Genomic DNA, 23,873 nt, shown 5'->3' with positions numbered 1-23,873 from the left:
GCTCTCTGGCAAGGCTTTTGTCAATTTAGGACCAAAGTCCCTTGTCATCGGCATTCTGTGAGATTCTGGCTAATCGTTTTTATATGAGAAGATTATCGTTTCGGCGATTTGGGCATGCGGCAAGCAATAACCTTTTGTTATGGAAAGTAAAAAAGAATGATAATCAAAATCGGGTTTTACTTGTTATCTTTGTTACACGAATAAAGGATGCACTTGGCATAGTCAAACTGGAAAACTTCGGTTTTCTTTTGCTTCTGCACGGCTCTTTACCTATATTCGTCATGTAGTTCAAATACGAAATACAGAACTTAAAATAAAAACGATTATGGAATTTTTGACAAACGAGAAATTGACGATCGTCGGCGCAGCCGGTATGATCGGTTCGAACATGGCTCAAACGGCCTTGATGATGCACTTGACTCCCAATGTATGTTTGTACGACCCGTATGCTCCGGCTCTCGAAGGGGTAGCCGAGGAGTTGCGTCACTGTGCTTTCAAAGGGGTGAACCTGACCTATACGAGCGATGTGAAAGAGGCTCTTACGGGTGCTGCTTACGTGGTATCGTCGGGTGGTGCTGCCCGTAAAGCCGGTATGACTCGTGAAGACTTGCTCAAGGGTAATGCCGAGATTGCTGCCGAATTTGGTAAAAACCTGCGTGCCTATTGCCCCGATGTGAAACATGTTGTCGTTATCTTCAACCCGGCCGATATTACGGGCCTCATCGTTCTGCTCTATTCGGGTCTGAAACCTTCGCAGGTATCGACGCTTGCCGCTCTCGACAGCACCCGCCTGCAAAGCGAACTGGCCAAATATTTCCATGCCGTTGCCGACGAAATCGAGAATTGCCGTACCTATGGCGGTCATGGCGAGCAGATGGCTGTCTTTGCCTCGACGACCAAGGTGAAGGGTACGCCGCTCACCGACCTGATCGGTACCGACAAGTTGCCTGCCGAAGATTGGGAGAAGATTCGCCATCAGGTAGTACAAGGCGGTAAACACATTATCGACCTGCGTGGTCGCTCGTCGTTCCAGAGCCCGGCTTACCTCTCGATCGAGATGATTGCCGCCGCCATGGGTGGAAATCCCTTTACCTGGCCGGCCGGTGTGTACCTCTCGGAAGGGAAGTTCAACCACATCCTCATGGCCATGGAGACGATTATCGACCGCAACGGCGTTCACTACAACCCCGTTTACGGTACGCCCGAGGAGGAGAAGGAACTTGAGAACAGTTACAAACACTTGTGCGAACTGCGCGACGAAGTGATTGAAATGGGTATTATCCCGCCCATCGCCGAGTGGCACAAGCTCAATGCCAACATCGACTGATTGCCGGTTTGAGAGAGATAGCCTCGTGTGAGGGGCAGAAACAGAATAGCGGTCTCGAGAATGAACTCGAGGCCGCTATCTGTTTTTATCAAATTGAAGAGGTGTGTTGTGTACCTTTAGCGTCCGAAGTTGAATATCGTGGACGGCGTGTGTTCACGGTCCATGATGACCTTCAGTTCCTCTACCTTGTCGGGGTAGGTGTTGGCCAGGTTATTGTCTTCGTGGGGATCTTCGTCGATGTTGTAGAGCTCGTGGGTAGGATTGCCGTTCTTGATATTCTGGCGTATCAGTTTCCATTCACCGGCTCTCACGGCCTGGCGTCCGTTCTCTTCGTGAAATTCCCAATAGAGGAACTCATGCTGTTGTTGCTCGCCTTTACCGGTGAGGGTAGGGAGTATCGACAAGCCGTCCATGGCCTCGTCGCGCCAGTTGGGACTTTCGCCCAACAGTTCGACGAAGGTTGGCATCATATCCCAGCCGGCAGCCATCAGGTCGGTAATCGAACCGGGTTGAATGGTTCCGGGCCAGTAAGCGATGTAGGGTACACGCATACCGCCCTCGTACAAGGCGCGTTTCAATCCTCTTAGCCGCTCTTCGGTGTTGAAGAATGTGGGGTCGGCACCGCCTTCGTTGTGAGGGCCGTTGTCGCTGGTGAAGATGAAGAGGGTCTTCTTGGCGATACCCAGCTCTTCGAGTTTGTCGATGATTTGGCCTACATAGGTATCGAGGCGGGTAATCATGGCAGCGAACTGGGTGCGCGGGTCGGTCGCCGTTCCGTAGTCGCCGTCGTTATACCAGGGTTTGGGCTCCTGGAATTTGCCTTTATACATGTCCACAATGCTGTCTTGCGGCTGGCGCAGCTCGGCATGCGGGATGGTATAGGTGAAGTAGCCGAAGAAGGCTTTATCCTTGTTGTCTTCGATGAACTTCATGGCATGCTCGTGGATGGCATCCTGCGAGTAGCGCCCGTTTTGATACTCCTTGGTCTTGTTGTTCCACAGATATTCGGGGTAGTAGGAGTGGGCCTTGCGCTGGCAGTTGTAGCCGTAGAACACGTCGAAGCCCATGTCGTTGGCTTCGCCACCAGAGCCGGGATAGCCCATGCCCCATTTGCCGAAGCAGCCGGTTACATACCCGTTTTTTTGGAACAAGTTGCCCAAGGTCTCTACGTTCGGGTCGAGCGGTTCCTGCCCTTCGGGCTGAATCTCTTTATTGCCACGGATTTTGGTGTGGCCTGTGTGTTGGCCGGTCATCAACGAGGCTCGCGAGGGGGCACTCACGGCGGTGCTGGCGTAGAATTGGGTGAAGGTCATACCCTGGTTGACGAGCCGGTTGAGGTTGGGAGTCGAAATCATTTGCTGGCCATAGGCCTCGATGTCGCTGTATCCCATGTCGTCGCAGAGCAGGTAGATGACGTTCGGACGTTCGGTCGTGGCTACGGCATCTCTTTCTTGGGCAAAGCACATGCCTGAGGTGAGGAGCAGGCCGCTGGCCGGATATATAAATTTACTGGTATTCATGTTGGTATGTTTGATATTTAGAGTTTGCTGTCGAGAAGTTTGAGTGAGGTGGTCTTTCCTGTTTCCGATTCGATGACTACGATGATGAATCGCTCGGAGTATCGCAGGTCGCCTTCGAAGGTGGTATCGGTTGCCAGATAGTCGCCCAGCAACTGTCCCGAGAGGCTGATGACTCTCACCCGGTTGCGGCCGTCGAGACCGGTTACCGTGAGGTGTCCGTCGTAGAGCCGGGCCCGAGGAGCTACGCTTTGGGTTTCATCGTCGATAGCGGTGGGTGTTTTGATTGACACCTTGTAGAAATACCAGCCCGACCCGGTACCGATACCGGCATTGTACAGCACTACGCTCCACACGCCGTCCTTGGCATTGAGCAGGTAGGAGTTGTCGCCTTCGTATTTGATCGAATAGCTGCCGTTGGCGTTTCCGCTGGGGGCGATTTCAAACCGGTTGCCGGTAGCCGAAGCCGTGAAGTTTACAGTCTCGAGCACTTTCGATCCCGATATGCGCAGGTCGGTGCCACGGTTTACAATATACACCTGATTGTTGCCGGCGTCTTCGAGCCGCCACAGGAACTTGTCGGTTTGGTTGGCCGGCTTCTCTACGCGCAATTCGGTGGTATAGTCGCCGCCGATGTTTGTGTCGTAGGCAATATAACGCTCTTTGCGGGTTTCGGAGGTGTGGGCATTCATAATCTGATACCAAATGGGATTCTCGGCCGTGCTCACCTCGGGGGTAGCCAGTTGGGGAACAGCCGCTTCGAATACGGCGATGAGGCTCGTACTCTTGCTCACGGTAAAGGTGTAGACTGCCTCTTCGCTCACGATTTCGCCGCCTTCTTGCCAGCCTTTGAAGTCAATCACGGTTTCAGACTCTTCGTTGATAACGGCCTTGACGGTAACCTGGCTGCCGATTTCGTAGCGGCCGGCTTCGTTTGGTGCTGTTTCGATAAGAGCCGTTCCCAATTCGTTGTTGTTCGAGGTTACGCTGATGAAGCAGTCGGTCCGATCCGAAGCCTCCATCACATAGACTACGAAGTCGTATATGCGTCCCGAAATCGAGGCATCGGCCGACGAGGGGGTGGACGATTCGACTCTTATCCGCACGCGGGTCTTACCCAATGCAGCCGTCTCGGGGATGGTGATGGGTTGCACGAAACTGCGGGTCGAGGCGTTTACTTGTGCCGTTTGCGACTCTTTTTCATATATACCGTTGCGGTCCCAGTCGGTATAAGCCGTGATTACGTAGCTCGACGGGTCGACCGACATCGTGGCATTGAGTTCGAAACTTTCGCCGGCAATCAGCAGCGAAGTCTCTTTCGATACGATTGTAAAGTAGCTGCTTGGGGCACTCGATTTGACATATCCCAGCGGATAGATAATGGCATTACCCGAGGTGGTAGCCGAGGTGATGTATCCGCCATTGGCCGAGCCTGCCGGCATTTGGTAGATGGGGCTGTTTTCGCTGATGCGTCCCAGACGGACCATTGTTTCGAAAGGATCCGACGTGATGTAGCTGTCGGCTGTCGTATCGGCTGCCGCTATCGGTAAGGCCGAGGCTACAAGAGGAATGATGAATAGGGATTTGAAAAATTTGTTCATGAGGAGTTTCTTTAATTTTTTTTGGGGGGGAGGGTGAGTAGAAACAAAGCGTAGGGGAGGCTTTCCGTTTGTTTTCCTCCCCTACGAGTGTTACTGGATTATTTGATGAATTTAATCACCTTTCCGTCTATGTGAGCTACATATACACCTTTAGCCAGAGCTGCAACCGAGATAGCATCGGCATTTTCGGCTTGCAGTACGACTTGGCCGGCGAGATTGTAAATGGCGGCTTTCTCCATGTGGGGTGCTACGATAGTCTGAGCCTGCGAGTCGTAGTAGATGGTCTCGGCAGCTACGCTTTCGATACCCGATGCCGGAGAAATCTGAATCTCGAAGTCATAGGCGATACCGTTTCTCAGCTCGTTGTAGAACTCACCGAATACCTTGTTAATCCAGCCGTCAACCGGATCGGGGGCCATGTAGATAACACGCATGCGGTAGGTACCGGCTTCGGTCCCTTGAGGAATAGCGATGCTGCGTTGCCAACCCTCGGCAATGCTACCGTTGGGGTCGCCGAAATTGTTGGTGGCGCTGTTTTCGCCCATCGATTCGTAGATTTCGTTTGAGCCGTTGAACTCCATGTCGTTGTTCCAGTCGACATATACGGCTTGACGAGTCCATACCAATTCGGGTTCGCAGATGAACTCTTCTTTACCGTTGTTATAGGAGATATTGTTGTTGTATTGTTTGAATTTCAAGGTAAACGATTCAACCCCTTCGGTCAGTTGAATGGGCGTTTCGGTCTTGTCGATGACAGCACCTTCGATTTGGGGGGTATGCAGTTGTACATACGGGGTGAAAGGCAGGTCGCTTTCGCTCTCGCACGAGAAGATTTCGTGAGTTTCACTGCCTGCGGTATAGGATGCTGCACTCAGGTAACGGTTTTGTTGATTCAAATCGACTACATAGAAACGGGTCATAATGGGGTAGTCCTTCTCTACAAATTCGGCCACGAGATTGATGCTCTCCTCTCCGGCATAGGAGTAGGTGGGGCGGTAGCTGACTGCATTTTCGGTACCCTCTTCAACCCAACGGTAAAACATATAGTTCTCGGCGGCCTCTGCTTTTACGGTTACGGCGTCGGTCGAGCCAACCTCTACGCTGTTTTCGTTGCTGCCCTCGATTGAAACAGAGCCTTTGCTGTCATCGCTTGATGCAATGGTGACAGTTTTTTGCACTGCCGGAGAGTAGTCGGTCTCGTAGAAGAACCAGCCCGAGGCTTGGTGTACGCCGGCGGCGTAGATGGTAACGCCGAACTGGGTGCCGCCGTCCATGGCATTCATGAAGGCACGAGCCCCGCTATATCCGATATATTGCAATGCGTATTGGTTGGCAGCACAATCGTTGCTGATACCGGTCGATTGGCTGGTGATTACGTCCCACACCGTACCGGTCTCGTTCATTTCGAGCGGGGTATTTACGTGTGTCGATCCGTCTTCTGCTGTAGCCGAAGTGGGAACAAATACCCGCTGACCGTTGCTGTTGACCAGATAGGCGTGCGTGCTTGTACCATCGTTGGCCGACTCCAAGCGCCAGATGAAGGCCTCGGTTACTTGACCTTCGGGAATGCCCGACATGAATTGTTCGGTGCACAATGTGGTGCCGTCCAATTTCAGAAAGCGGTTCTTACGGGTGTTGTCCGAGAGGTGCGACGACATCAGCAGATACCATTTGGGCGAATCGGCGGTGCTGATTTCGGGTACTACGGCTCCATCCAGAGGAGTAACGGCTGCTTCGATGTGATTGGTGGTAAATAAACCTGTTACAAAAAGTAACGATAAAAGTAAATTCTTTTTCATAAAGAGTGTTTTTAATGGATATTTGGTTTTTAAATTTGTTGTTTCATGGTAAGCGAAAGCTTGAAAAAACGAAACCTTCGCATAATATTAAACCGGGGGAATCGAGTTATCCCTAATGTGATAAATATATTTTAACAATATTGTCTCGTGTTTTTGTATTTGGTAGCGCATCTATCGATTTATTGGAACTCGTTTGGAGGTAAGAGATGTTTTTCTTCTCTTTTTATTGTGAAAGGTAAATGGATGTGTAGGGCAGAATCTTTGATGTAACTTTGAAACATAATGAAACTTGTATTGTATTTTTTCTTAAAAAAGTCGTAAATTGCGACGGATTTTAAAATTTCAGGTTATGAAAAAATATTTGGTTACCGGCGCGGCCGGTTTTATTGGGGCTAATTTCTTGAAATACATACTAAAAAAGTATGGGAATGATATTTACGTAATTGTTTTGGATAAGCTCACCTATGCCGGCAACTTGGGTACAATCAAGGAGGAGATTGCCGACCCTCGGGTACGATTCATCAGAGGGGATATACGCAATGCCGAATTGGTAGCCAATATTTTTGCCGAGACCGATATAGACTATGTGGTCAACTTTGCGGCCGAGTCGCATGTCGATCGCAGTATCACCAATCCGCAACTCTTCCTGGAAACCAATATTCTGGGGGCCCAGAACATGCTTGACTGCGCCCGCAAGGCGTGGTATCGCGGGAAGGACGCCGAGGGTAAGCCGGTCTATGCCGAAGGGAAGAAGTTCTTGCAGGTGTCGACCGACGAGGTGTATGGTTCGCTGACCAAAGACTACGACGAACCGCATCCGCTCGAAATTACCGACCCCGACGTGCGCAGGGTAGTAAGCGGCCGTACCGACCTGCACACCTATGGCAAGCACTTCTTTACCGAGACGACGCCGCTCGATCCGCGTTCGCCCTATTCGGCTTCGAAAACCAGTGCCGACCTCTTTGTGCGGGCCTATCACGAGACCTATGGCATGCCGGTAAACATTACCCGCTGCTCGAATAACTACGGGCCGTACCACTTCCCCGAGAAATTGATTCCGCTGATTATAAAGAATATCCTGGCCGGCCAGAAACTTCCCGTTTATGGCAAGGGCGACAATGTGCGCGACTGGCTCTATGTCGAGGATCATGCCAAGGCTATCGATGCCGTGCTGGAGCGCGGCCGCATAGGCGAGGTCTACAACGTGGGCGGATTCAATGAGGAGAAGAACATCAACATCGTGAAACTGGTGATTTCCATCATTGCCCGCATCATGCGCGAGGAGCCCGAATATCGTCGGGTATTGAAGACCGATGTCGAGAATATCAACGAAGATTTGATTACCTTTGTGGGTGACCGCCCGGGACACGACATGCGCTACGCCATCGACCCGTCGAAGATTGCCCGCGAGTTGGGCTGGTATCCCGAGACTCCCTTCAAGGTGGGTATCGAGAAGACCGTGCGTTGGTATCTCGACCATCAGGACTGGGTCGACGAGGTAGTAAGCGGTGATTATCAAAAATATTACGAACAAATGTATGGCAATCGTTGATTGCCTGTTAGAACAGATATACAATGAAAGGCATAGTATTGGCCGGAGGTTCCGGTACGAGATTGTATCCCATTACGCGGGGTGTGTCGAAACAGATGCTGCCCGTGTATGACAAACCCATGATTTATTATCCCATATCGGTATTGATGCTAGCTGGGATTCGCGAGATACTCATCATCAGCACGCCTACCGACCTGCCCGGGTTCAAGCGGTTGCTGGGCGACGGCAGTCAGTTCGGCGTGAAGTTCGAGTATGCCGAGCAGCCTTCGCCCGACGGGTTGGCCCAGGCCTTTATCATCGGCGAACGGTTCATCGGCAACGACACCGTTTGTCTGGTGTTGGGCGACAATATCTTTTATGGACAGAGTTTTACCCGCATGTTGCGGCAGGCCGTGGCCGAGGCCGACAAGGGCATGGCTACGGTGTTTGGCTATCGGGTGGGAGACCCCGAGCGCTATGGCGTAGTCGAGTTCGATGAGAGTGGGCGAGCCATCAGTATCGAGGAGAAACCGGCCAAACCGCGGTCCAACTATGCCGTGGTGGGGCTCTATTTCTATCCCAACCGGGTGGTCGAGGTGGCCAAGCAGGTGAAACCCTCGGCTCGGGGCGAGTTGGAGATTACCTCGGTAAATCAGGCTTTTCTCGAGTCGCAGGCACTGGGTGTTCAGTTGATGGGGCGTGGTTTTGCCTGGCTGGATACCGGTACGCACGAGTCGCTCTACGAAGCTTCCAACTTCATCGAAACCATCGAGCACCGTCAAGGCCTCAAGGTAGCTTCGCTCGAGGAGATAGCTTACCGTATGGGATGGATCGACCGGACTCAACTGCTCGAGCTGGCCGAACCGATGAAGAAAAACCAGTATGGACAGTATTTGATAAGATTGGCAAACGATGATCTTTGATCGAGTGCGATTGATTGATTTGCCCAAAGTGGCCGACAAGCGGGGCAACCTGTCGTTTATCGAGAGCGACCGGCACATCCCGTTTGAGATTGCGCGCACCTATTGGCTCTACGACGTGCCGGGCGACGAGCGGCGCAACGGTCACGCCTTTCGGCAGCAAGAGGAGTTCATCGTAGCCCTTTCGGGTAGCTTCGACGTGGTGCTGAACGACGGCACCGAGACGCGGCGCTACCACATGGCCCGCTCGTACTACGGGCTTTATGTGCCTCGTATGATGTGGCGCGAGCTCGATAACTTCTCCACCAACTCGTTGGCGCTGGTGCTTTCGTCGACCCCCTACGATGCCGCCGATTATATCGAAGATTTCGAGGAGTATCGCACGTTGTTGAAAGGAGGTCGAGATGAGTAAACGGGTTTCGGTAGACGATTGCCGCATCATCCAGTTGCCCAAGCACATGCAGGAGAGCGGCAGCATTACGGTGGTGGAGAACAACCGCGAGTTACCCTTTGCCGTGAAGCGGGTCTATTATCTCTACGATGTGCCGGGCGGCGAGGAGCGTGGCGGCCATTCGCACAAGCAGCTGTACGAGTTTCTGGTGGCAGCCGGCGGCTCGTTCGACGTGTTGCTCGACGATGGCGAGCACACCCGCACGGTGACGTTGAATCGTCCCTATTACGGCTTGCTCATCGTGCCGGGTATCTGGCGGGTCCTCAACAACTTTTCGTCGGGCTCGGTGTGTCTGGTGCTGACCTCCGACTATTACGACGAGTCCGATTATGTGCGCGAGTATAACGATTTTAAGCAGATAGACAGTCAAGAATGAAATATCCCCACCTCTCTTTGAAACGGGCGAATGAACCCTATATGGCCGAGATGAAGGCCGTCGCTGCCGAGGTAATCGAGGGCGGCTGGTATATCCGGGGCAAATATGTGTCGCAGCTTGAGGAGCTGTTGTGCCAATACCTGGGTTGCCGCTATGCGGTGGCTACGGGCAACGGGCTCGATGCGCTGCGGTTGATGTTGCGAGCCTATATCGAGAGGGGGGTAATGCAGCCGGGCGACGAGGTTATCGTACCGTCGAACACCTATGTGGCTTCGGTTCTGGCCATAACCGACAACCGACTGGTGCCGGTTTTTGTAGAGCCTTCGGTCGATACCTACAACCTCGACACCTCGCTGATCGAGCAGGCCATTACCCCGCGCACGCGGGCCATCATGGTGGTGCACCTCTATGGCCGGGCCTGTTGGGACGAGACACTGAAGTCGGTAGCTGCCCGTCACGGACTCAAGATTGTCGAGGACAATGCCCAAGCCTTCGGGGCCGTCTCGTCGGTCGCCGGACTGCAAGGTTCGCACCATACCGGGGCGCTGGGCGATGCCGCAGGCGAAAGTTTCTATCCCACCAAAAACCTGGGAGCCCTGGGCGATGCCGGGGCCGTGACTACCGACGACCGCGAGGTGGCCGATGTGGTGCGGGCCTTGGGCAATTACGGCTCGGCCGTGCGCTATGTCAACGAATACAAAGGGGTGAACAGCCGCATGGACGATTTGCAGGCCGCCTTCCTTTTGGTAAAGTTGAAACACCTCGACGAGGAGAACCGCCGTCGGGTCGAGATAGCGCGCCTCTATACCGAGTCGATTGACAACGAGCGGCTCATCCTGCCACAGGCCGGAGAGCCCGGCGAACACATCTGGCACCAGTATGTGGTGCGGTGCACCGAGCGCGACCGGCTGATGCGTTATCTCGAGTCGCAGGGGGTAGGCAGTCTCATTCACTACCCCATACCGCCGCACAAGCAACAGTGCTATCGCGAATACAACCACCTGCATCTGCCGCTGGCCGAAACGCTAGCCCACGAGGTATTGAGCCTGCCCATGTCGTCTTATCTGACCGACGACGATGTGCACGAGATTGCCTCTATCATCAATCGGTTTGCGTAATACCATATCTTTGTTTTTGAATGGGAGGAATACCGTTTGGTGATTCCCTTTCAAGAGTAATATTGACGAATGTAACTCGTCGATTCAAGCCGAAGAAAAAGAAGAATAGAAAGAGGGCAACCCTGTTGAGTCGTAGACTCTGGGGTTGCCCTCTTTTATGGTCTGTGGGGGGAGATTAGCGCACGCAGACTCTGGTCACCTGGCCGTCGGCCTTTACTACGTAGATGCCGGGCTCTACGGCGATGGATGCCGTGTCGTGCCCAATCCCGTAAATCTTGCCGTCTATGCCATATACCGCTATGTCGTCGGCTCCATCGACCCGAATCACTCTGTGCTCTACCCGGATGGAGATGCTGTCTGCAGAGAGCCCTTCCATGCCGGAGGATACGCTTGCTTCGTATTCGTTCGAAAGTCCCGATTCACCTTCGGCGTATACGGCAGTTACCTGGTAGCGGTGCGAGCCCGTCTCCGACGGGATGCCGGAGAGGTCGTCGACATACTGGGTTTCGGTCAATACCTTATCGTTGAGTCGGATGCCGTCGCGATAGATATTGTAACCTGCAATCGTGTAGCTGGGGGTACCGTATGTGTAGCTGATGTCGTCTACCAGCCAGGCCAGGGTCATGTAGGAGATGTACCGGATGGCAAAGTATTTGGTACCCTCCGGCAGTTCTACTTCTACTTGAGACCACCCCAGATTCGAGGCGTAGGTATCGCCCAGTTTCGTGAAGTCGGCAGGCGTGTTGCCCGTGGTGGAATAGAGTACTTCGAACTGGTCGAAGCCATAGTTGACATTCACCGAGCGGTTCCAGAAACTGATTACCTGTTGAATGCCGGGGAGCTCGGGCGAAATCAGCCAGTCGTCGTTGGCCTTGGTTGTCGAGGCGAAGGCTGCCAGGCATTTGGAACCCGAGTGGGCAAAGTCTGATACCATCGATTGGCTTGCTTCGTCGATACCGTCAATGTCGAATACAATATACGACATGGGTTGTCCCTGATTCTGGAACATGACACCGCCTTCAAGTCCGAATGTGTCGTCGCCGTCCATATCGTAGAAGGTATAGTTGCCGGCCTTCCCGATCGAGAACGACTCGTACCCTTCCAGGTCGTCGGTTACCTGCACGGTCTTGCTCTCCGTGTCGGGTGCCTCCCAGGAGAGGGTGACCCGATTGCCCTCTACCTCTCCATTCAGGGTTACAGTCGGGAGATTAGAGGCGGTAAATTCTACCGTCTTGGCCTCGCTGTCGTTGTTGGAGAGGTCTTCGTCTGCATCGAACGCCGCATGTATTTTGTAGCTGATTGCTTCGGTTTGGGTAACGGGCGGGCATACCGTCATTTCGACCGTCTGCTGGGCCGATACTGCAAGGTGATCGATGGTTTCGGTCTCGACTACCTCGTCGTTGGCAAGCAGTTGTACGGCGATGTGGTCGGCTTCGTAAGTACCGGCGTTGGAGATGGTGGCTGTCACTTGGTTGTCGACGCCCAGAGTCATGGTTGCGGGAGTGGTGAAGTCTGTAACGACCACATCATATCCGGCAAACTCGCGTACCTCGATGTTGTCGAGCAGGAAGTAGTCTTGCTGTGAGCGGGCATTTACATTCACACCCACTTGAACCGTTTGACCTTTGAACTGGGCCAGCGAAACAAATACGTGTTGCCAACCCGTGCCTGCCGAATTGGTATGTATCGGTTCGGTCAGATAATAGGTTTCGCCACTGGGAATGCGCACGGTGGGGGCGAGGTCAAACAGGTCGTCGGTCGTTCCGCAATAGTAGAACGACAGCCCTATCTTGTCACTCTCGGGAATTGCAATCTTGCCCGAGAGCAGCAGGTTGTTCTCCTTGGCCAGGAAGGGCTCGAGGTAGAACATGCCCTGGTCATCGTCTTGCGGCATGCACACCGGCTGGTAGCACGACTGGGCCGTGCTCCAGTATGCCCCTTCGTTCATCCACACATGTTGGAGCAGTGCCTCGGGACACGACTCCTTGAATGGAACCTGATAGGCCTCGCCTACGGGTATCATCGAGGTGTAGCCGTTGACGGGGTTGCGGCCGACACGGTTCTCGGCGAAAATATAGAATATGGCCAGAGCCTGTTCCTCATCGGCCGGTATTTCAATCGTGGTAGTCCAGCCCTTTCTGGCATCTTCGGCCGTGAGTCCGGTGGCCACAATCTGCTCGTTGATGTCGACCATCGTATAAGTAATCAGGTCGCTGTTGATGGAGTCGCCGTCTACATCTTGTGCCAGGGGATTCCAGGTGACCGTCACCTCTCCGGGAGTAGTGGCACTCTCCGTGATTTTGCAGTCGGTAGGGGTGGCAGGCAGTTTCAGACCGGCATAGGCATCCTGGTCATAGGGTATGCCCGCTCCAGATTCGTTCGAGGCTACGATGGTGTAGTGAACGGTTGTCTCTTTGCCCACTTCGTCTTTGAAGGAGAGGGGAGCGCCGGGTGATACGTTGGTGAATTGTTTCACCATTTCGCCGTCTCGGGTTACGGTTACGGATGTGATGGAGGCGAGTTGGTTGCCGGCGATGTTCTTGTCGGGGGCATTGAGGCTGACGTCGATAGCTGCCGATCCGTCGGGTTGGGCCGTGAATTTTACGTTTTCAACAATGGCCGGTGCCGTGTCGGGGATAGGAGCTTCGATGGTGAAGTTGTCGATGTAGATGGCTCCCATGTTTATCTTGGACAAGCAGTGGATACCGATGTAGTAGGTACCCGTTGTTTCGGGAGCGATGACAGCGTAGTAGGTGCGATAGGTGGCATCGGTCAGTTCTACGGTATCGATGAGTGCGGTTACCAGGGCATCCACGTTGGCCTGAGTTCCCATCTTGACCTCAAAGTGATCTTTGTAGTTAGCCTCACCTCGTGCATCGATGGCCAGGCGATAGGCTTTGCCTGCTTCCAGTTTTACGGGGGCCGACACTAACCAGTCGTTCATGTCGTTCTGCCAGCTGTACCCGATGTATGCACAGCCCGACTCGTTCCAGCCCCACGTGTTGAAGTCGTCGTTCGAGTCGATAACGGTGAAGGGGAGGAAGTCGTCGCCGGTTGCAAATGCGTTGGTATATGGCGGCATGATGCTACCCATTACTACGGCATTGGATTTGGTCTCGTTCGAGGTTACCCCTTCGAACTCGGCCACTACCTTATAGGTATATATCGAGAGCTTCTCGGGTGCGGCTACGGCGTCGGTGCATTGTGTGGCGGCGATGTGGCTGGCAACGACCGATTCCTCCACGCCGTTGTTGTAGCGAACTACCGTATAGGTCACCCGGCTTGCGTCGAAATAGCCGTTGTTCTCAGAGGTGGTCACGGCATCCCAGCTGATGTCGAATGTACCCTCTTGGTAAGCGATAGTCACGGTTGCGGGAGCGTATGGTTTGTCGGGGCCCACCCACAGGTTCACTTTGTTGCTCGAGGGAGAGTCGCCCACGCTATTGCTCACAAGCACGGTGAATTTGTACATGCCTGCTTCGGCCACTTGAACCGGTACGTCGATTGCCGCACTGGGAGCAGCCTGGCCGTGAGCTATCTCTTCGTCGTTTGCCCGGATGCTGTAGGGCAGGTCGCCCGTGAGGCTGCCGCCGGCAAACGTCTGGACGGGCATGGTGAATGTGGCGTTTCCGCTCAGAGAGCCGTCGGTGAACGATACGGCCAGGTCGGTAACCGCAGCCGGTGCGCCATCTTCGGCAAGCGGAGCGATGAGGTGCATGCCGCATACCTCGCCCTGCAAGTCGCAGATTTTGGCCACGGCATAGGCGTTGTTGAAGTCGATCGAGTAGAGAGCGGTCTCGGTGTCGGTACAGGATGCGTAGTAGAGAATCCCCGTTTTGCTGTCATAGGCAGCTGAAGTAAGGTGGTTCGACACGATGCCCGTGTTGGCGAGTGGGGTCTCTTCGCCCGTACTTTTATTGATTTCTACCAGGCGTCCGTCGCCATAGATTCCGTATAGCGCCTTGGCATCGCATGCCAGTGCGATATAGGGCTCGTCGAGCGAGCAGATGGTGCCGGTCCGTTTCACGGGAGTCAGACTCATTTTGCCCAACTCGTATCCGCTCAGGTCCTGTTTGTAGAAGCAGCCGTATATGTCGCTGCCGTCGGAGGTCATACACTCGGCCATCAGGTTGAAGTCGGCCTGGTAGTTTTGTTCGAGCAGCGACCAGTCATCTATGTCGAACAGCCGGTAGTATGCGCCGTATACCTGCCCCATGTACTGGTCCATGAAGCAGCAGATGTATTTGCCGTCCAGGGCGGCACCGCCATTGCTCGCATTCAGGGTATAGTCGGTTTTGATGGCGGTCAGCCCGTTTGCTTGTATCGAGTAGATGCCCACGTCGAGACCTGCGTTGCTCTGGACTACCGACCCGATGAGGTTGGGCATCGTTACCGTCTGTGCGGCGGGTATCTTTTTGAGTGAAAAGGCGGTGGAGGCGATGTTGTTTGGCGCTGTTGCCCGGTTGCCTCGAATGGTGTTGACACTTCGATGCTTGAAGTGGGCCTTTACTTCGCGTGGTTTCTGGATAGTCGTTTGTGCATTTTGTTTCACAACGGCATGGTGCGATGTGACTGCCGGTGCCGGAAGTATCAGACACCACAATGCAGCTAGCACTGCTAAAAGTTTGAATTTTTTAGGCATAATGTTGTGTGTTAAAATTATAAAATGTCTATTCAATGTGATGATTTGATGTGTAAAAGTAATGTTTTTTTGATAAAATGTGGAATAGTTTGTAATAAATATGATAGATTTTCTTGCTTTTTGATGGTGATGTGTTTAAAAGGGAATCGCCTCTCCACACCAGTCGGGAAAGGCGATTCTCGGGTTTGTCGAATGAGGCGAGAGTGCCGTTACCAGTTTTGTTTCAGCGCGTTGATGGCCGCCTCGTAGTTGGGTTCGTGGGTGATTTCGGGCACGAGTTCTTCGTAGATTACCCGGCCGGTTTCGTCGATAACCACTACGGCGCGAGCCAGCAGGCAGGCCAGGGGACCGTTGACCATCTCGACACCATATTCCCTGCCAAATTCGGGCGAGCGGAAGGCCGAGGCGGCGATGAGGTTCTCGATGCCCTCGGTCGTGCAGAATCGCGACTGGGCAAAGGGGAGGTCTTTCGACACGGCTACGACGGTGGTATTGTCGAGCGAGGCTGCCAGTTGGTTGAACTTGCGCACCGAGGTGGCGCAGACGGCGGTGTCGAGGCTGGGGAAGATGTTCAGGACGATGCGTCGTCCCTTTAGCTCTTCGCTGCGCAGTTCGGTCAGGTCGCCGCGGGTGAGGGTGAACTGGGGAGCGATGCTCCCGACTTGAGGCAGTTTGCCGTAGGTATGTACGGGGGTGCCTTTGAATGCTGTTGTTTCCATTGTAGTGAATGTATAAATGATTTTTAATGTGGAGGTTGTTTCGACGGGTGGCGCATCTGTCGGATGGCCAGTTCCAGCTCCTCGGCCAGCGAGGGGGTGTAGCCTACCTTGACCCAGCGAATTCTCCCCTCGGGGTCGAGCAGAAAGAGGGTGGGGTAGCCGGTCACGCCGTAGGCGGTAGCGGTGTTTGCCGCGTGCTCCAGTACGATGGCTCCGGCCGGATTGGGGGTCGTCTCGGGTTGCCTCTCTTCATAGAGAAATACGGGGGTAAGCCCCTCTTGTAACGACAGAGATTCGGCTGTTTGTCGCACCGGGGTGCAAAACTCTCCTTTAGAGTCGAGGAATAAAAGCAAGGCCTCCTGCCCTTTCAGGTGGTCGGAGGTGAAACGGCGCCCGCCCCAGGGCAGGTCGAACTGGGGAGCCTGTTGTCCCACGCGGTCGCTGGCGGCATAGCTCCCTTCGCGAAAGAGGTGGAACACCTCGTTGTAGGCGTGTAGCAGATGCTCTTCGCCGAAGTGGTCGGGAGAGAAACGGGTGTCGGTACGGCTCGGGCCATACCTCACCACAACCGTTTGCGAACCCAGATGGCCGGGATTGTTCTCGGTCTCGCGGTAGAGAGGCAGTCCGGTAGTGGGGTCGAAGGTATAGAGTATGGTGCGGGCCACCTCGCCCCGCATCGAGTCGGTCACCAGTATGGCGTGGCAGCGTTCTCCCTGCACCGTCGTGTCGGGGAAGAAGAGCACCCGGCAGTCGGGTTTCGCCCGAAATTCGTTCAGTTGCCGGGCCATCTCGGCCGGGAAGAGTTCGGCAAACAACCCCGAGCGGTGCACCCCGAGATCGCGGCCCCGTGGAACAAAGGGCTCGGGGTTTTCGTCGTGGTGATACTCCCGCAGCCGGTTGCGGTCGAATCGAAAGCAGTGACCCGAGGCATACGCCGCAAAGTTGCGATAGTGGCAGGTGTCGTTCTCGGCCTTGTAATCAATGAGGTAACTGTACCCGCACAAGGTATCGGCCGGCTCCCTGCGGTAGTCGAGTCGGGCGCGGTATTCGATTTCAGAGTCGGTGATGGGCAGCGTCACCCGGTAGGTAAACGAGCTCTGGTAGTTCGACGTCGTGTCGAGCCGGGCGATTAGGTCGTCCATATCCGCCTGAGCCTGAGCAAGCGCGATGCCCGCCGACAGTGCAAGGAGGAGGACCCGAAGGCGATGGTGTGTCATAGTTGTGATGATGATTGGTCTGTCCCGGCTATAACAATCGCAACGGGTGGTTGGTTCGATGAGATTTGTTAATTCTCTGTGTGGGTTAAAAATTACGAATCATACCGAGAGCCATTTGGTTGTGGCCTCGAGCGAGAGACCCCGCTGACGGGCATACCGCTCGCGCTGGTCGGGGGCGATGTGGCCGATGTGGAAATAGCGGGCATCGGGGTGAGCCAGGTAGAGCCCGGCGGTCGAGGCGTTGGGATACATGGCCCCGTTTTCGGTGAGGGTAATCTCTATCTCTCCGAGGTCGAGCGCCCGGTCCCAGTCGAAGAAGAGCGAGTGGTCGGGCAGCGAGGGGTAGCCTGCGGCCGGGCGTATGCCGCGGTAGTTTCCGGCCAGGAGAGCCGGCAGACCGAGAGCGGGTTCGTCGGGAGCATATCCCCACAGTTCGCGTCGCACCTTCAGGTGCAACCACTCCGAAGCGGCTTCGGCCAGGCGGTCGGCCAGCGATTGCAACAGCAGGGCGTTGTAGTCGTCGCCGGTGAGGCGCAGCCGTTCGATGCGTCGCTGTATGTCGCCGCCGGCCGTGACGGCAAAGAGTCCGGCATAGTCGGGGGCTCCGGTCTGCTCGGGGCGTACAAAGTCGCTCAGGGCATAGTAGCAGGCATCGGCTTCGGGCTTGCGTACCTGTTGGCGCAGGCAGGGAATTTCGAGCACGTCGCCCTCGGGCAGATGCAGGCGTATGAGGTTGTCGCGGTTCGATGCTTCGGTCAGCAGATAGACCCCTCGGGGCGAATCGTTGTTTTCGCGTTCGAGGGTGTCGAGCAGTCGGTTGGCCTCCTTGTAGAGTTGCATCGCTTCGGTGGCTTTGGCCCGCTCGGCCGTGGGGAATGCGGCGAGCCAGGCGGCCCGGCAGTGGTCGCAGCCCCGCATGTCAGCTATGGCGGCATATTGTGCTCCTATCTTCCACACGGCAAAGAAGGCCCGCCAGTTGATGTAGGGGCGAATCTCGGTGATGGTGGGGGCAATCGTGTGGCGGCCCAACTCCCGGGGACGCGGCGCAACGTAGTGGGCCCAGTCGATGCGGGGAGCCCGCTGTTCGGCCTCGGCCAGGGGCAGGGTGTCGGCCGGTTTCTGCGAACGGCGCAGAGCCTCCTGCTCGGCTTGCAGCGAGACGATGAAGCTCTGGCGGGTCTGCGGGTTGAGCAGTTGTGCGGCGATGAGCGGATTTTGCGAGGCGTCGCCGGCGTGGACGACGGGTCCGCTATACCGGGGGGCTATCTTCACGGCGGTATGCAGTCGCGAGGTGGTGGCCCCACCGATGATGACCGGGGTGCGCAAGCCGGCCTTCTCCATCTCGGCCACCACGTGTCCCATCTCCTCGAGCGAGGGGGTGATGAGTCCGCTCAGCCCTACGAAGTCGGCCTTTTCGGCAATGGCTCGTTCGACAATGCGTTCGGCCGGGACCATTACGCCCAGGTCTATCACCTCGAAGTTGTTGCAGGCGAGGATGACGCCGACGATGTTTTTGCCGATGTCGTGCACGTCGCCCTTGACGGTGGCGATGATGAATTTGCCCCGTTTCGCCGTCTCGCCCGTGCGGGCATTCTCCTGTTCGATGAGGGGTTGCAGGATGGCCACGGCCTGCTTCATGGTGCGGGCACTCTTGACCACCTGGGGCAGGAACATCTTTCCCTCGCCGAAGAGCTGGCCCACGCGGTTCATCCCCTCCATGAGGGGCTGTTCGATGACGGCGATGGCCGACCCGTATTGGGCCACCGCTTCGGCCAGGTCGCTCTCGAGGTGGGTCGACAACCCTTTGACAAGCGCCTGTCGCAGCCGGTCGGCTACGGGTACACTTGTGCGTTCCTGCGGTTCGGTCCTATTCGGTTTGTCGGCCTCCTCCCGGTGCCGGGCGGCAAAGTCGATGAGCCGTTCGGTCGCATCGGGCCGACGGTTCAGCACCACATCCTCGATGAGCGTGAGGGTCTCGGCAGGCAGGTCGTCGTAGGTCACCGAGGTGGCCGGGTTGACGATGGCCATGTCGAGCCCTTGGGCAATGGCGTGGTAGAGGAAGACGGCGTGCATCGCCTCGCGTATGTAGTTGTTACCCCGGAAGGAGAAGGAGAGATTGCTCACCCCGCCGCTCACCTTGGCCTCGGGTAGGTGCTGGTGAATCCAGGCCGTAGCGCGGATGAAGTCGACGGCGTAGTTGTCGTGGCTCTCGATGCCGGTGGCTATGGCCAGCACATTGGGGTCGAAGATGATGTCGCAGGGAGCCATGCCTGCTACCTCGGTGAGCAGCCGGTAGGCTCGGGCACAAACCTCGATTTTGCGTTCATAGGTATCGGCCTGCCCCTGTTCGTCGAAGGCCATCACCACCACAGCCGCCCCCATCCGTTTGATTTCGCGGGCGTGTTGCAGAAAGAGCTCTTCACCCTCCTTGAGGCTGATGGAGTTGACAATCGCCTTGCCTTGCAGGCACTTGAGGGCTGCCGAGATGACCTCCCATTTCGACGAGTCGATCATGACGGGTACCCGGTAGATGTCGGGGTCGGAGACGATGAGGTTCAGGAAGTTGACCATCTCGTCGCGGGCGTCGAGCATGGCGTCGTCCATGTTGATGTCGATGACCTGTGCTCCCGCCTCGACCTGCTGGCGGGCGATGTCGAGCGCCTCGGCGTAGTTCTTTTCGTGAATGAGCCGCAGGAATTTGCGCGAGCCGGCTACGTTGCATCGCTCGCCGATGTTTACGAAGTTGGTCTCGCGCGAGACTACCAGGTCGTCGAGTCCGCTCAAGTGCAGCCTATGGTCGCGGGAAGCCGGACGACGGGGTGCGGCCCCGGCCACGAGTTCGCGATAGGCCGCAATGTGTTCGGGGGTGGTTCCGCAGCAACCGCCCACGATGTTGACCAGCCCCTCGTCGATAAACTCTTTGATTTGTACGGCCATCGACTGGGGTGTTTCGTCGTATTCGCCCAACTGGTTGGGCAGTCCCGCGTTGGGATAGGCGCTCACGTAGCAGGGGGCCATGGCCGCCAGGCGTTGCAGCCAGGGCTTCATGTCGCGGGCCCCGAACGAGCAGTTGAGTCCCACGGCCAGCAGGGAGGCGTGCGATACCGAGGTGAGGAACGCCTCGAGGGTTTGCCCCGAGAGGGTGCGGCCGCTTTCGGTAACGGTGACCGAGAGCACCACGGGCACCTCGCGACCCGCCGACTCCATGGCCTGGCGGGCGGCCCACAGGGTGGCTTTGGCATTGAGGGTGTCGAAGATGGTCTCGACGAGCAGCAGGTCTACGCCTCCCTCGACGAGCGCCTCCATCTGTTCGCGATAGGCTGCGGCAAGGGTGTCGAAATGGAGGCTGCGCAGGGCGGGATTCTCCACGTCGGGCGACATGGAGCAGCTCTTGTTCGTAGGTCCTACCGACCCCGCTACGAAGCGCGGTTTCTCGGCAGTCGAGTAGTCGTCGGCCGCTTGGCGGGCCAGACGGGCGGCGGCGAGGTTGATTTCGCGCACGGCCCCTTCGAGCCGATAGTCGGCCATCGATATGGCGTTGGCATTGAAGCTGTTGGTCTCGATAATGTCGGCCCCGGCCTCGAGGTAGGCCCGGTGTATTTCGTCGATGATGTGCGGGGCGGTGAGGCATAGCAGGTCGTTGTTGCCCTTCAGCTCCACATCGGTGTGGGCAAAGCGTTCGCCCCGGAACTCCCGTTCGCCGAGTCCGTAGCGTTGTATCATGGTTCCCATGGCTCCGTCGAGCACGAGAATGCGTTGGTCGAGTAGTTGTTGCAGTGTAGTCATATCATCTATAGGTATGGCGTGAATACAAAACGGGCAGGATGGAAATCCCGATGTACAAAGGTAACGCTAATTATCGTTCGGCCTCTCGAAATAATCTCTTCTTTGGGGTGGGTGCGGTGGTGAAATATTCTGTTTTTCGACCGATAAGGCAGAGGAAACAAACAAATTTTCTGCCCGATGTGGAGATAATGTGTAGCCGAGGGCCGGGGCGGGAGCTGATGCGACGCGGGTCGGACGCTATTTCTTGGGCGAAGGTTTCCCGTTCGAGACCTTGTCGGGGTTCTTGCTGATGAAGTCCTTCCAGCTGTTGTAGCTCTTGGGCACCTGAGGCCGGTTGGTCTGGTAGAAGTGGCAGAGGGCGGCCGCCAGACCGTCGGTAGCATCGAGCTGGGGCAGCATGTTCTCATCGGGGATGTGGAGGATGCGTTGCAGCATGGCGGCCACCTGCTCTTTCGAGGCACCGCCGTTGCCGGTAATCGACATCTTTATTTTCAGGGGGGCATATTCGGTGATGGGAATATCGCGCGAGAGGGCGGCCGCCATGGCTACCCCCTGGGCGCGGCCCAGTTTGAGCATCGACTGCACGTTCTTGCCGAAGAAGGGAGCCTCGATGGCCATCTCGTCGGGCAGATATTGCTCGATGAGGCCCAGCACCCGGTCGAAGATGCGCCGCAAACGCAGGTAGTGGCTCTCGAACTTGTTGAGCTGAATCACCCCCAGCGCCACCACCTCGGGCTTGTTCTTGACTACGCGCAAGATGCCGTAGCCCATCACGTTGGTGCCGGGGTCGATGCCTATGATTACTCGGTCGTTCTCGGGTGTCATTTACAAGTCGATTACTTCGAGCAAGGTGCTGAATCCCAAAACCTGATCGCCAAACCGTTTTTGCATCTCGGCAAGCAGCGCCTCGCCGCACTCCTCGTGCCAGCGTTCCAGCGATTCGGTATCGGGCGATTTGAACTGGAGCGAGAGGCTGGTGCCTTCGTCTTCGTTATCGGCAAAGATGCGGGTCAGTTGCGGCTCCCGCAGCAGGCCGTGCTCCACGACGGCGGGGATATACGACTCTTTCAGCCAGTCGATGAACTCGTCTTTGCGAGCATTGTCGGCGTGATAGGTGGTGTTGAAGATAATCATTTCGAACGGTTTTTGAACGGTTATATCAGTTACAAAGGTAAGAAGATTTTGCGAAAGTCGTATGGAGATGGATGTCTCATTTGTCATTGTGCTTTTCTATTTATATATTTGTAGAATCTGTTATTTGTCCAACCTATAAGTGCTTTAATCCTTATGAAATCGATTGACTCCAACTGGCTTTATGCCGTAGCCTCTTTTGCGGTAGTGGGTAGTTTGGCTTCGTGCCAGAACACCAAGAGGGAGGCGCTACGCCCCAATATCATCTATATTATGACCGACGACCATACGGCTCAAATGATGAGTTGCTATGATACCCGCTATATCGAGACTCCCAATCTCGACCGCATCGCTCGCGATGGCGTGCGGTTTACCAACAGCTTCGTGACCAACTCGCTGAGCGGTCCCAGCCGGGCTTGCATGATTACCGGCAAGTTCAGTCATAAAAACGGTTTTACCGACAACACTACCTGCTGGTTCGACAGCTCGCAGCAAACCATGCCCAAACTGTTGCGGCAGGCCGGTTACCAGACGGCTATCGTGGGCAAGTGGCACCTCGAGTCGTTGCCTACGGGTTTCGATTTCTGGGAGATTCTGCCGGGACAGGGCGACTATTACAACCCCGATTTCATTACACAGAACAACGATACGGTGCGCAAGCACGGCTATGTGACCAACATCATTACCGACGAGAGTCTCGACTGGCTGCAAAACAAGCGCGACAAGTCGAAACCCTTCTGCCTCTTTATCCACCACAAGGCGATTCATCGCAACTGGATGGCCGATACCTGCAACCTCACGCTGTACGAAGACCGTGAGTTCCCTTATCCCGAGACCTTCAACGATACGTATGAGGGCCGTCTGGCCGCTGCGGCTCAAGAGATGAGCATCGCCAAGGACATGGACCTGATTTACGACCTGAAGATGTTGCGCGCCGATAAGGATAGCCGACTGAAATCGCTGTATGAGTCTTTTTACGGACGTATGGATTCGGCCCAGAAGGCTGCCTGGGACAACTTCTATAATCCCATTATCGACAAGTTCTACAAGGACAACCTGCAGGGCGAGGAGCTGGTGCACTGGAAATACCAGCGCTACATGCGCGACTATGCCAAGACGGTGAAGTCGCTCGACGACAATGTGGGCCGGGTGCTCGATTACCTCGAGAAAGAGGGGCTGCTCGACAATACGCTCGTGGTCTATACCTCTGACCAGGGTTTCTACATGGGCGAGCACGGCTGGTTCGACAAGCGCTTCATGTATGAAGAGTCGATGCACACGCCGCTCATCATGCACCTGCCCAAGGGGCTCGACAAACGGGGCGACATTCCTCAGATGGTGCAGAATATCGACTATGCGCCCACCTTCCTCGAACTGGCCGGGGTTACCGTGCCCGACGACATGCAGGGCGAGTCGCTGGTTCCGCTGTTGCGGGGCGAGTCGCCGGCCGACTGGCGTACCTCGATGTACTACCACTTCTACGAGTTCCCTGCCGAGCACATGGTGAAGCGCCACTATGGCGTACGCACCGATCGCTACAAGCTCATCCACTTCTACAACGACATCGACGTGTGGGAGCTCTACGACTTGAAGAACGACCCTTGCGAGATGTACAACATCTACGGGCAGGAGGGTACCGAGGAGATTACCCGTGACCTGAAGAAGGAGCTGAAGCGGCTGCAAATACAATACGACGACCCGATCTTGAACGAGTTTCCCATTAACGAATAAACGAGGG

The 23,873-nt window shown here is 55.5% G+C and carries 16 protein-coding genes; 7 read left to right on the top strand and 9 right to left on the bottom strand.

Features of this window, described 5'->3' with window-relative positions; all coding sequences use genetic code 11:
• Positions 1-325: 325 nt before the first annotated feature.
• Positions 326-1,327 (top strand): malate dehydrogenase, encoded by a 1,002-nt coding sequence (locus ABGT88_RS10850; RefSeq protein ID WP_087408624.1) that lies wholly within the window; start codon positions 326-328, stop codon positions 1,325-1,327.
• A 116-nt stretch (positions 1,328-1,443) separates the two neighbouring features.
• Here the strand turns inward: ABGT88_RS10850 and ABGT88_RS10845 are convergent, their stop codons facing one another.
• The 3 genes from ABGT88_RS10845 to ABGT88_RS10835 all read right to left on the bottom strand — a co-directional run bounded on the left by ABGT88_RS10845 (position 1,444) and on the right by ABGT88_RS10835 (position 6,244).
• The gene (locus ABGT88_RS10845; protein WP_346702077.1) at positions 1,444-2,847 is read right to left on the bottom strand and encodes an arylsulfatase; all 1,404 of its coding nucleotides are present in this window, start codon (positions 2,845-2,847) and stop codon (positions 1,444-1,446) included.
• Positions 2,848-2,864: 17 nt separating this feature from the next.
• The gene (locus ABGT88_RS10840) at positions 2,865-4,445 is read right to left on the bottom strand and encodes a GEVED domain-containing protein (RefSeq protein WP_206422483.1); all 1,581 of its coding nucleotides are present in this window, start codon (positions 4,443-4,445) and stop codon (positions 2,865-2,867) included.
• A 98-nt stretch (positions 4,446-4,543) separates the two neighbouring features.
• Positions 4,544-6,244: a T9SS type A sorting domain-containing protein gene (locus ABGT88_RS10835; RefSeq protein WP_346702075.1), complete on the bottom strand. Its 1,701-nt coding sequence runs from the start codon at positions 6,242-6,244 to the stop codon at positions 4,544-4,546.
• Positions 6,245-6,593: 349 nt separating this feature from the next.
• Between ABGT88_RS10835 and ABGT88_RS10830 the strand changes: the two genes are divergently transcribed.
• The 5 genes from ABGT88_RS10830 to ABGT88_RS10810 are packed head-to-tail and all read left to right on the top strand — an operon-like array spanning position 6,594 to position 10,640.
• A complete protein-coding gene (locus ABGT88_RS10830) occupies positions 6,594-7,796 on the top strand; it encodes a dTDP-glucose 4,6-dehydratase (RefSeq protein ID WP_087408621.1) in 1,203 nt (400 codons plus the stop codon).
• A 23-nt stretch (positions 7,797-7,819) separates the two neighbouring features.
• A complete protein-coding gene (gene rfbA, locus ABGT88_RS10825) occupies positions 7,820-8,698 on the top strand; it encodes a glucose-1-phosphate thymidylyltransferase RfbA (RefSeq protein WP_346702073.1) in 879 nt (292 codons plus the stop codon).
• Positions 8,688-9,107 (top strand): FdtA/QdtA family cupin domain-containing protein, encoded by a 420-nt coding sequence (locus tag ABGT88_RS10820; RefSeq protein ID WP_346702071.1) that lies wholly within the window; start codon positions 8,688-8,690, stop codon positions 9,105-9,107. Before rfbA ends, ABGT88_RS10820 begins: the two co-directional genes overlap by 11 nt.
• On the top strand, positions 9,100-9,522 hold the full coding sequence (locus ABGT88_RS10815) for an FdtA/QdtA family cupin domain-containing protein (RefSeq protein ID WP_087408618.1): 423 nt from the start codon (positions 9,100-9,102) through the stop codon (positions 9,520-9,522). The genes ABGT88_RS10820 and ABGT88_RS10815 overlap by 8 nt, the downstream gene beginning before the upstream one ends.
• Complete coding sequence (locus ABGT88_RS10810) at positions 9,519-10,640, top strand: DegT/DnrJ/EryC1/StrS aminotransferase family protein (protein WP_087408617.1); 1,122 nt, start codon at positions 9,519-9,521, stop codon at positions 10,638-10,640. Before ABGT88_RS10815 ends, ABGT88_RS10810 begins: the two co-directional genes overlap by 4 nt.
• 175 nt (positions 10,641-10,815) lie before the next feature.
• Here ABGT88_RS10810 and ABGT88_RS10805 read toward each other — a convergent pair whose 3' ends face one another.
• The 6 genes from ABGT88_RS10805 to ABGT88_RS10780 all read right to left on the bottom strand — a co-directional run bounded on the left by ABGT88_RS10805 (position 10,816) and on the right by ABGT88_RS10780 (position 22,225).
• A complete protein-coding gene (locus ABGT88_RS10805) occupies positions 10,816-15,192 on the bottom strand; it encodes a choice-of-anchor J domain-containing protein (protein ID WP_346702068.1) in 4,377 nt (1,458 codons plus the stop codon).
• Positions 15,193-15,491: 299 nt separating this feature from the next.
• Positions 15,492-16,001 carry a thiol peroxidase gene (gene tpx, locus ABGT88_RS10800; protein WP_258327327.1) on the bottom strand — a complete coding sequence of 170 codons (510 nt, stop codon included), beginning with the start codon at positions 15,999-16,001 and terminating at the stop codon, positions 15,492-15,494.
• 23 nt (positions 16,002-16,024) lie between these two features.
• Positions 16,025-17,143, bottom strand: a complete 1,119-nt coding sequence (locus ABGT88_RS10795; RefSeq protein WP_346702066.1) for a hypothetical protein — start codon at positions 17,141-17,143, stop codon at positions 16,025-16,027.
• Between the two features lie 174 nt (positions 17,144-17,317).
• A complete protein-coding gene (metH, locus tag ABGT88_RS10790; protein ID WP_346702064.1) occupies positions 17,318-21,004 on the bottom strand; it encodes a methionine synthase in 3,687 nt (1,228 codons plus the stop codon).
• Positions 21,005-21,241: 237 nt separating this feature from the next.
• Positions 21,242-21,829 carry a crossover junction endodeoxyribonuclease RuvC gene (gene ruvC / locus ABGT88_RS10785; protein ID WP_087408611.1) on the bottom strand — a complete coding sequence of 196 codons (588 nt, stop codon included), beginning with the start codon at positions 21,827-21,829 and terminating at the stop codon, positions 21,242-21,244.
• Complete coding sequence (locus ABGT88_RS10780) at positions 21,830-22,225, bottom strand: DUF4286 family protein (protein ID WP_298663293.1); 396 nt, start codon at positions 22,223-22,225, stop codon at positions 21,830-21,832.
• Between the two features lie 66 nt (positions 22,226-22,291).
• On the opposite strand from ABGT88_RS10780, the gene ABGT88_RS10775 reads away from it, so the two are divergent.
• A complete protein-coding gene (locus tag ABGT88_RS10775; RefSeq protein ID WP_346702061.1) occupies positions 22,292-23,866 on the top strand; it encodes a sulfatase in 1,575 nt (524 codons plus the stop codon).
• The last annotated feature ends 7 nt before the right edge of the window (positions 23,867-23,873 follow it).

The sequence above is a fragment of the Barnesiella sp. An22 genome, assembly GCF_963931395.1.
Taxonomy (GTDB): domain Bacteria; phylum Bacteroidota; class Bacteroidia; order Bacteroidales; family Barnesiellaceae; genus Barnesiella; species Barnesiella merdigallinarum.
This window is presented reverse-complemented; position numbering and strand designations above follow the sequence as displayed.

Coding starts and splice junctions, on each gene's coding strand:
- ABGT88_RS10850 (WP_087408624.1), top strand. CDS start 326: ATGGAATTTTTGACAAACGAGAAATTGACGATCGTCGGCGCAGCCGGT.
- ABGT88_RS10845 (WP_346702077.1), bottom strand. CDS start 2,847: ATGAATACCAGTAAATTTATATATCCGGCCAGCGGCCTGCTCCTCACC.
- ABGT88_RS10840 (WP_206422483.1), bottom strand. CDS start 4,445: ATGAACAAATTTTTCAAATCCCTATTCATCATTCCTCTTGTAGCCTCG.
- ABGT88_RS10835 (WP_346702075.1), bottom strand. CDS start 6,244: ATGAAAAAGAATTTACTTTTATCGTTACTTTTTGTAACAGGTTTATTT.
- ABGT88_RS10830 (WP_087408621.1), top strand. CDS start 6,594: ATGAAAAAATATTTGGTTACCGGCGCGGCCGGTTTTATTGGGGCTAAT.
- rfbA (WP_346702073.1), top strand. CDS start 7,820: ATGAAAGGCATAGTATTGGCCGGAGGTTCCGGTACGAGATTGTATCCC.
- ABGT88_RS10820 (WP_346702071.1), top strand. CDS start 8,688: ATGATCTTTGATCGAGTGCGATTGATTGATTTGCCCAAAGTGGCCGAC.
- ABGT88_RS10815 (WP_087408618.1), top strand. CDS start 9,100: ATGAGTAAACGGGTTTCGGTAGACGATTGCCGCATCATCCAGTTGCCC.
- ABGT88_RS10810 (WP_087408617.1), top strand. CDS start 9,519: ATGAAATATCCCCACCTCTCTTTGAAACGGGCGAATGAACCCTATATG.
- tpx (WP_258327327.1), bottom strand. CDS start 16,001: ATGGAAACAACAGCATTCAAAGGCACCCCCGTACATACCTACGGCAAA.
- ABGT88_RS10795 (WP_346702066.1), bottom strand. CDS start 17,143: ATGGACGACCTAATCGCCCGGCTCGACACGACGTCGAACTACCAGAGC.
- metH (WP_346702064.1), bottom strand. CDS start 21,004: ATGACTACACTGCAACAACTACTCGACCAACGCATTCTCGTGCTCGAC.
- ruvC (WP_087408611.1), bottom strand. CDS start 21,829: ATGACACCCGAGAACGACCGAGTAATCATAGGCATCGACCCCGGCACC.
- ABGT88_RS10780 (WP_298663293.1), bottom strand. CDS start 22,225: ATGACAAATGAGACATCCATCTCCATACGACTTTCGCAAAATCTTCTT.
- ABGT88_RS10775 (WP_346702061.1), top strand. CDS start 22,292: ATGAAATCGATTGACTCCAACTGGCTTTATGCCGTAGCCTCTTTTGCG.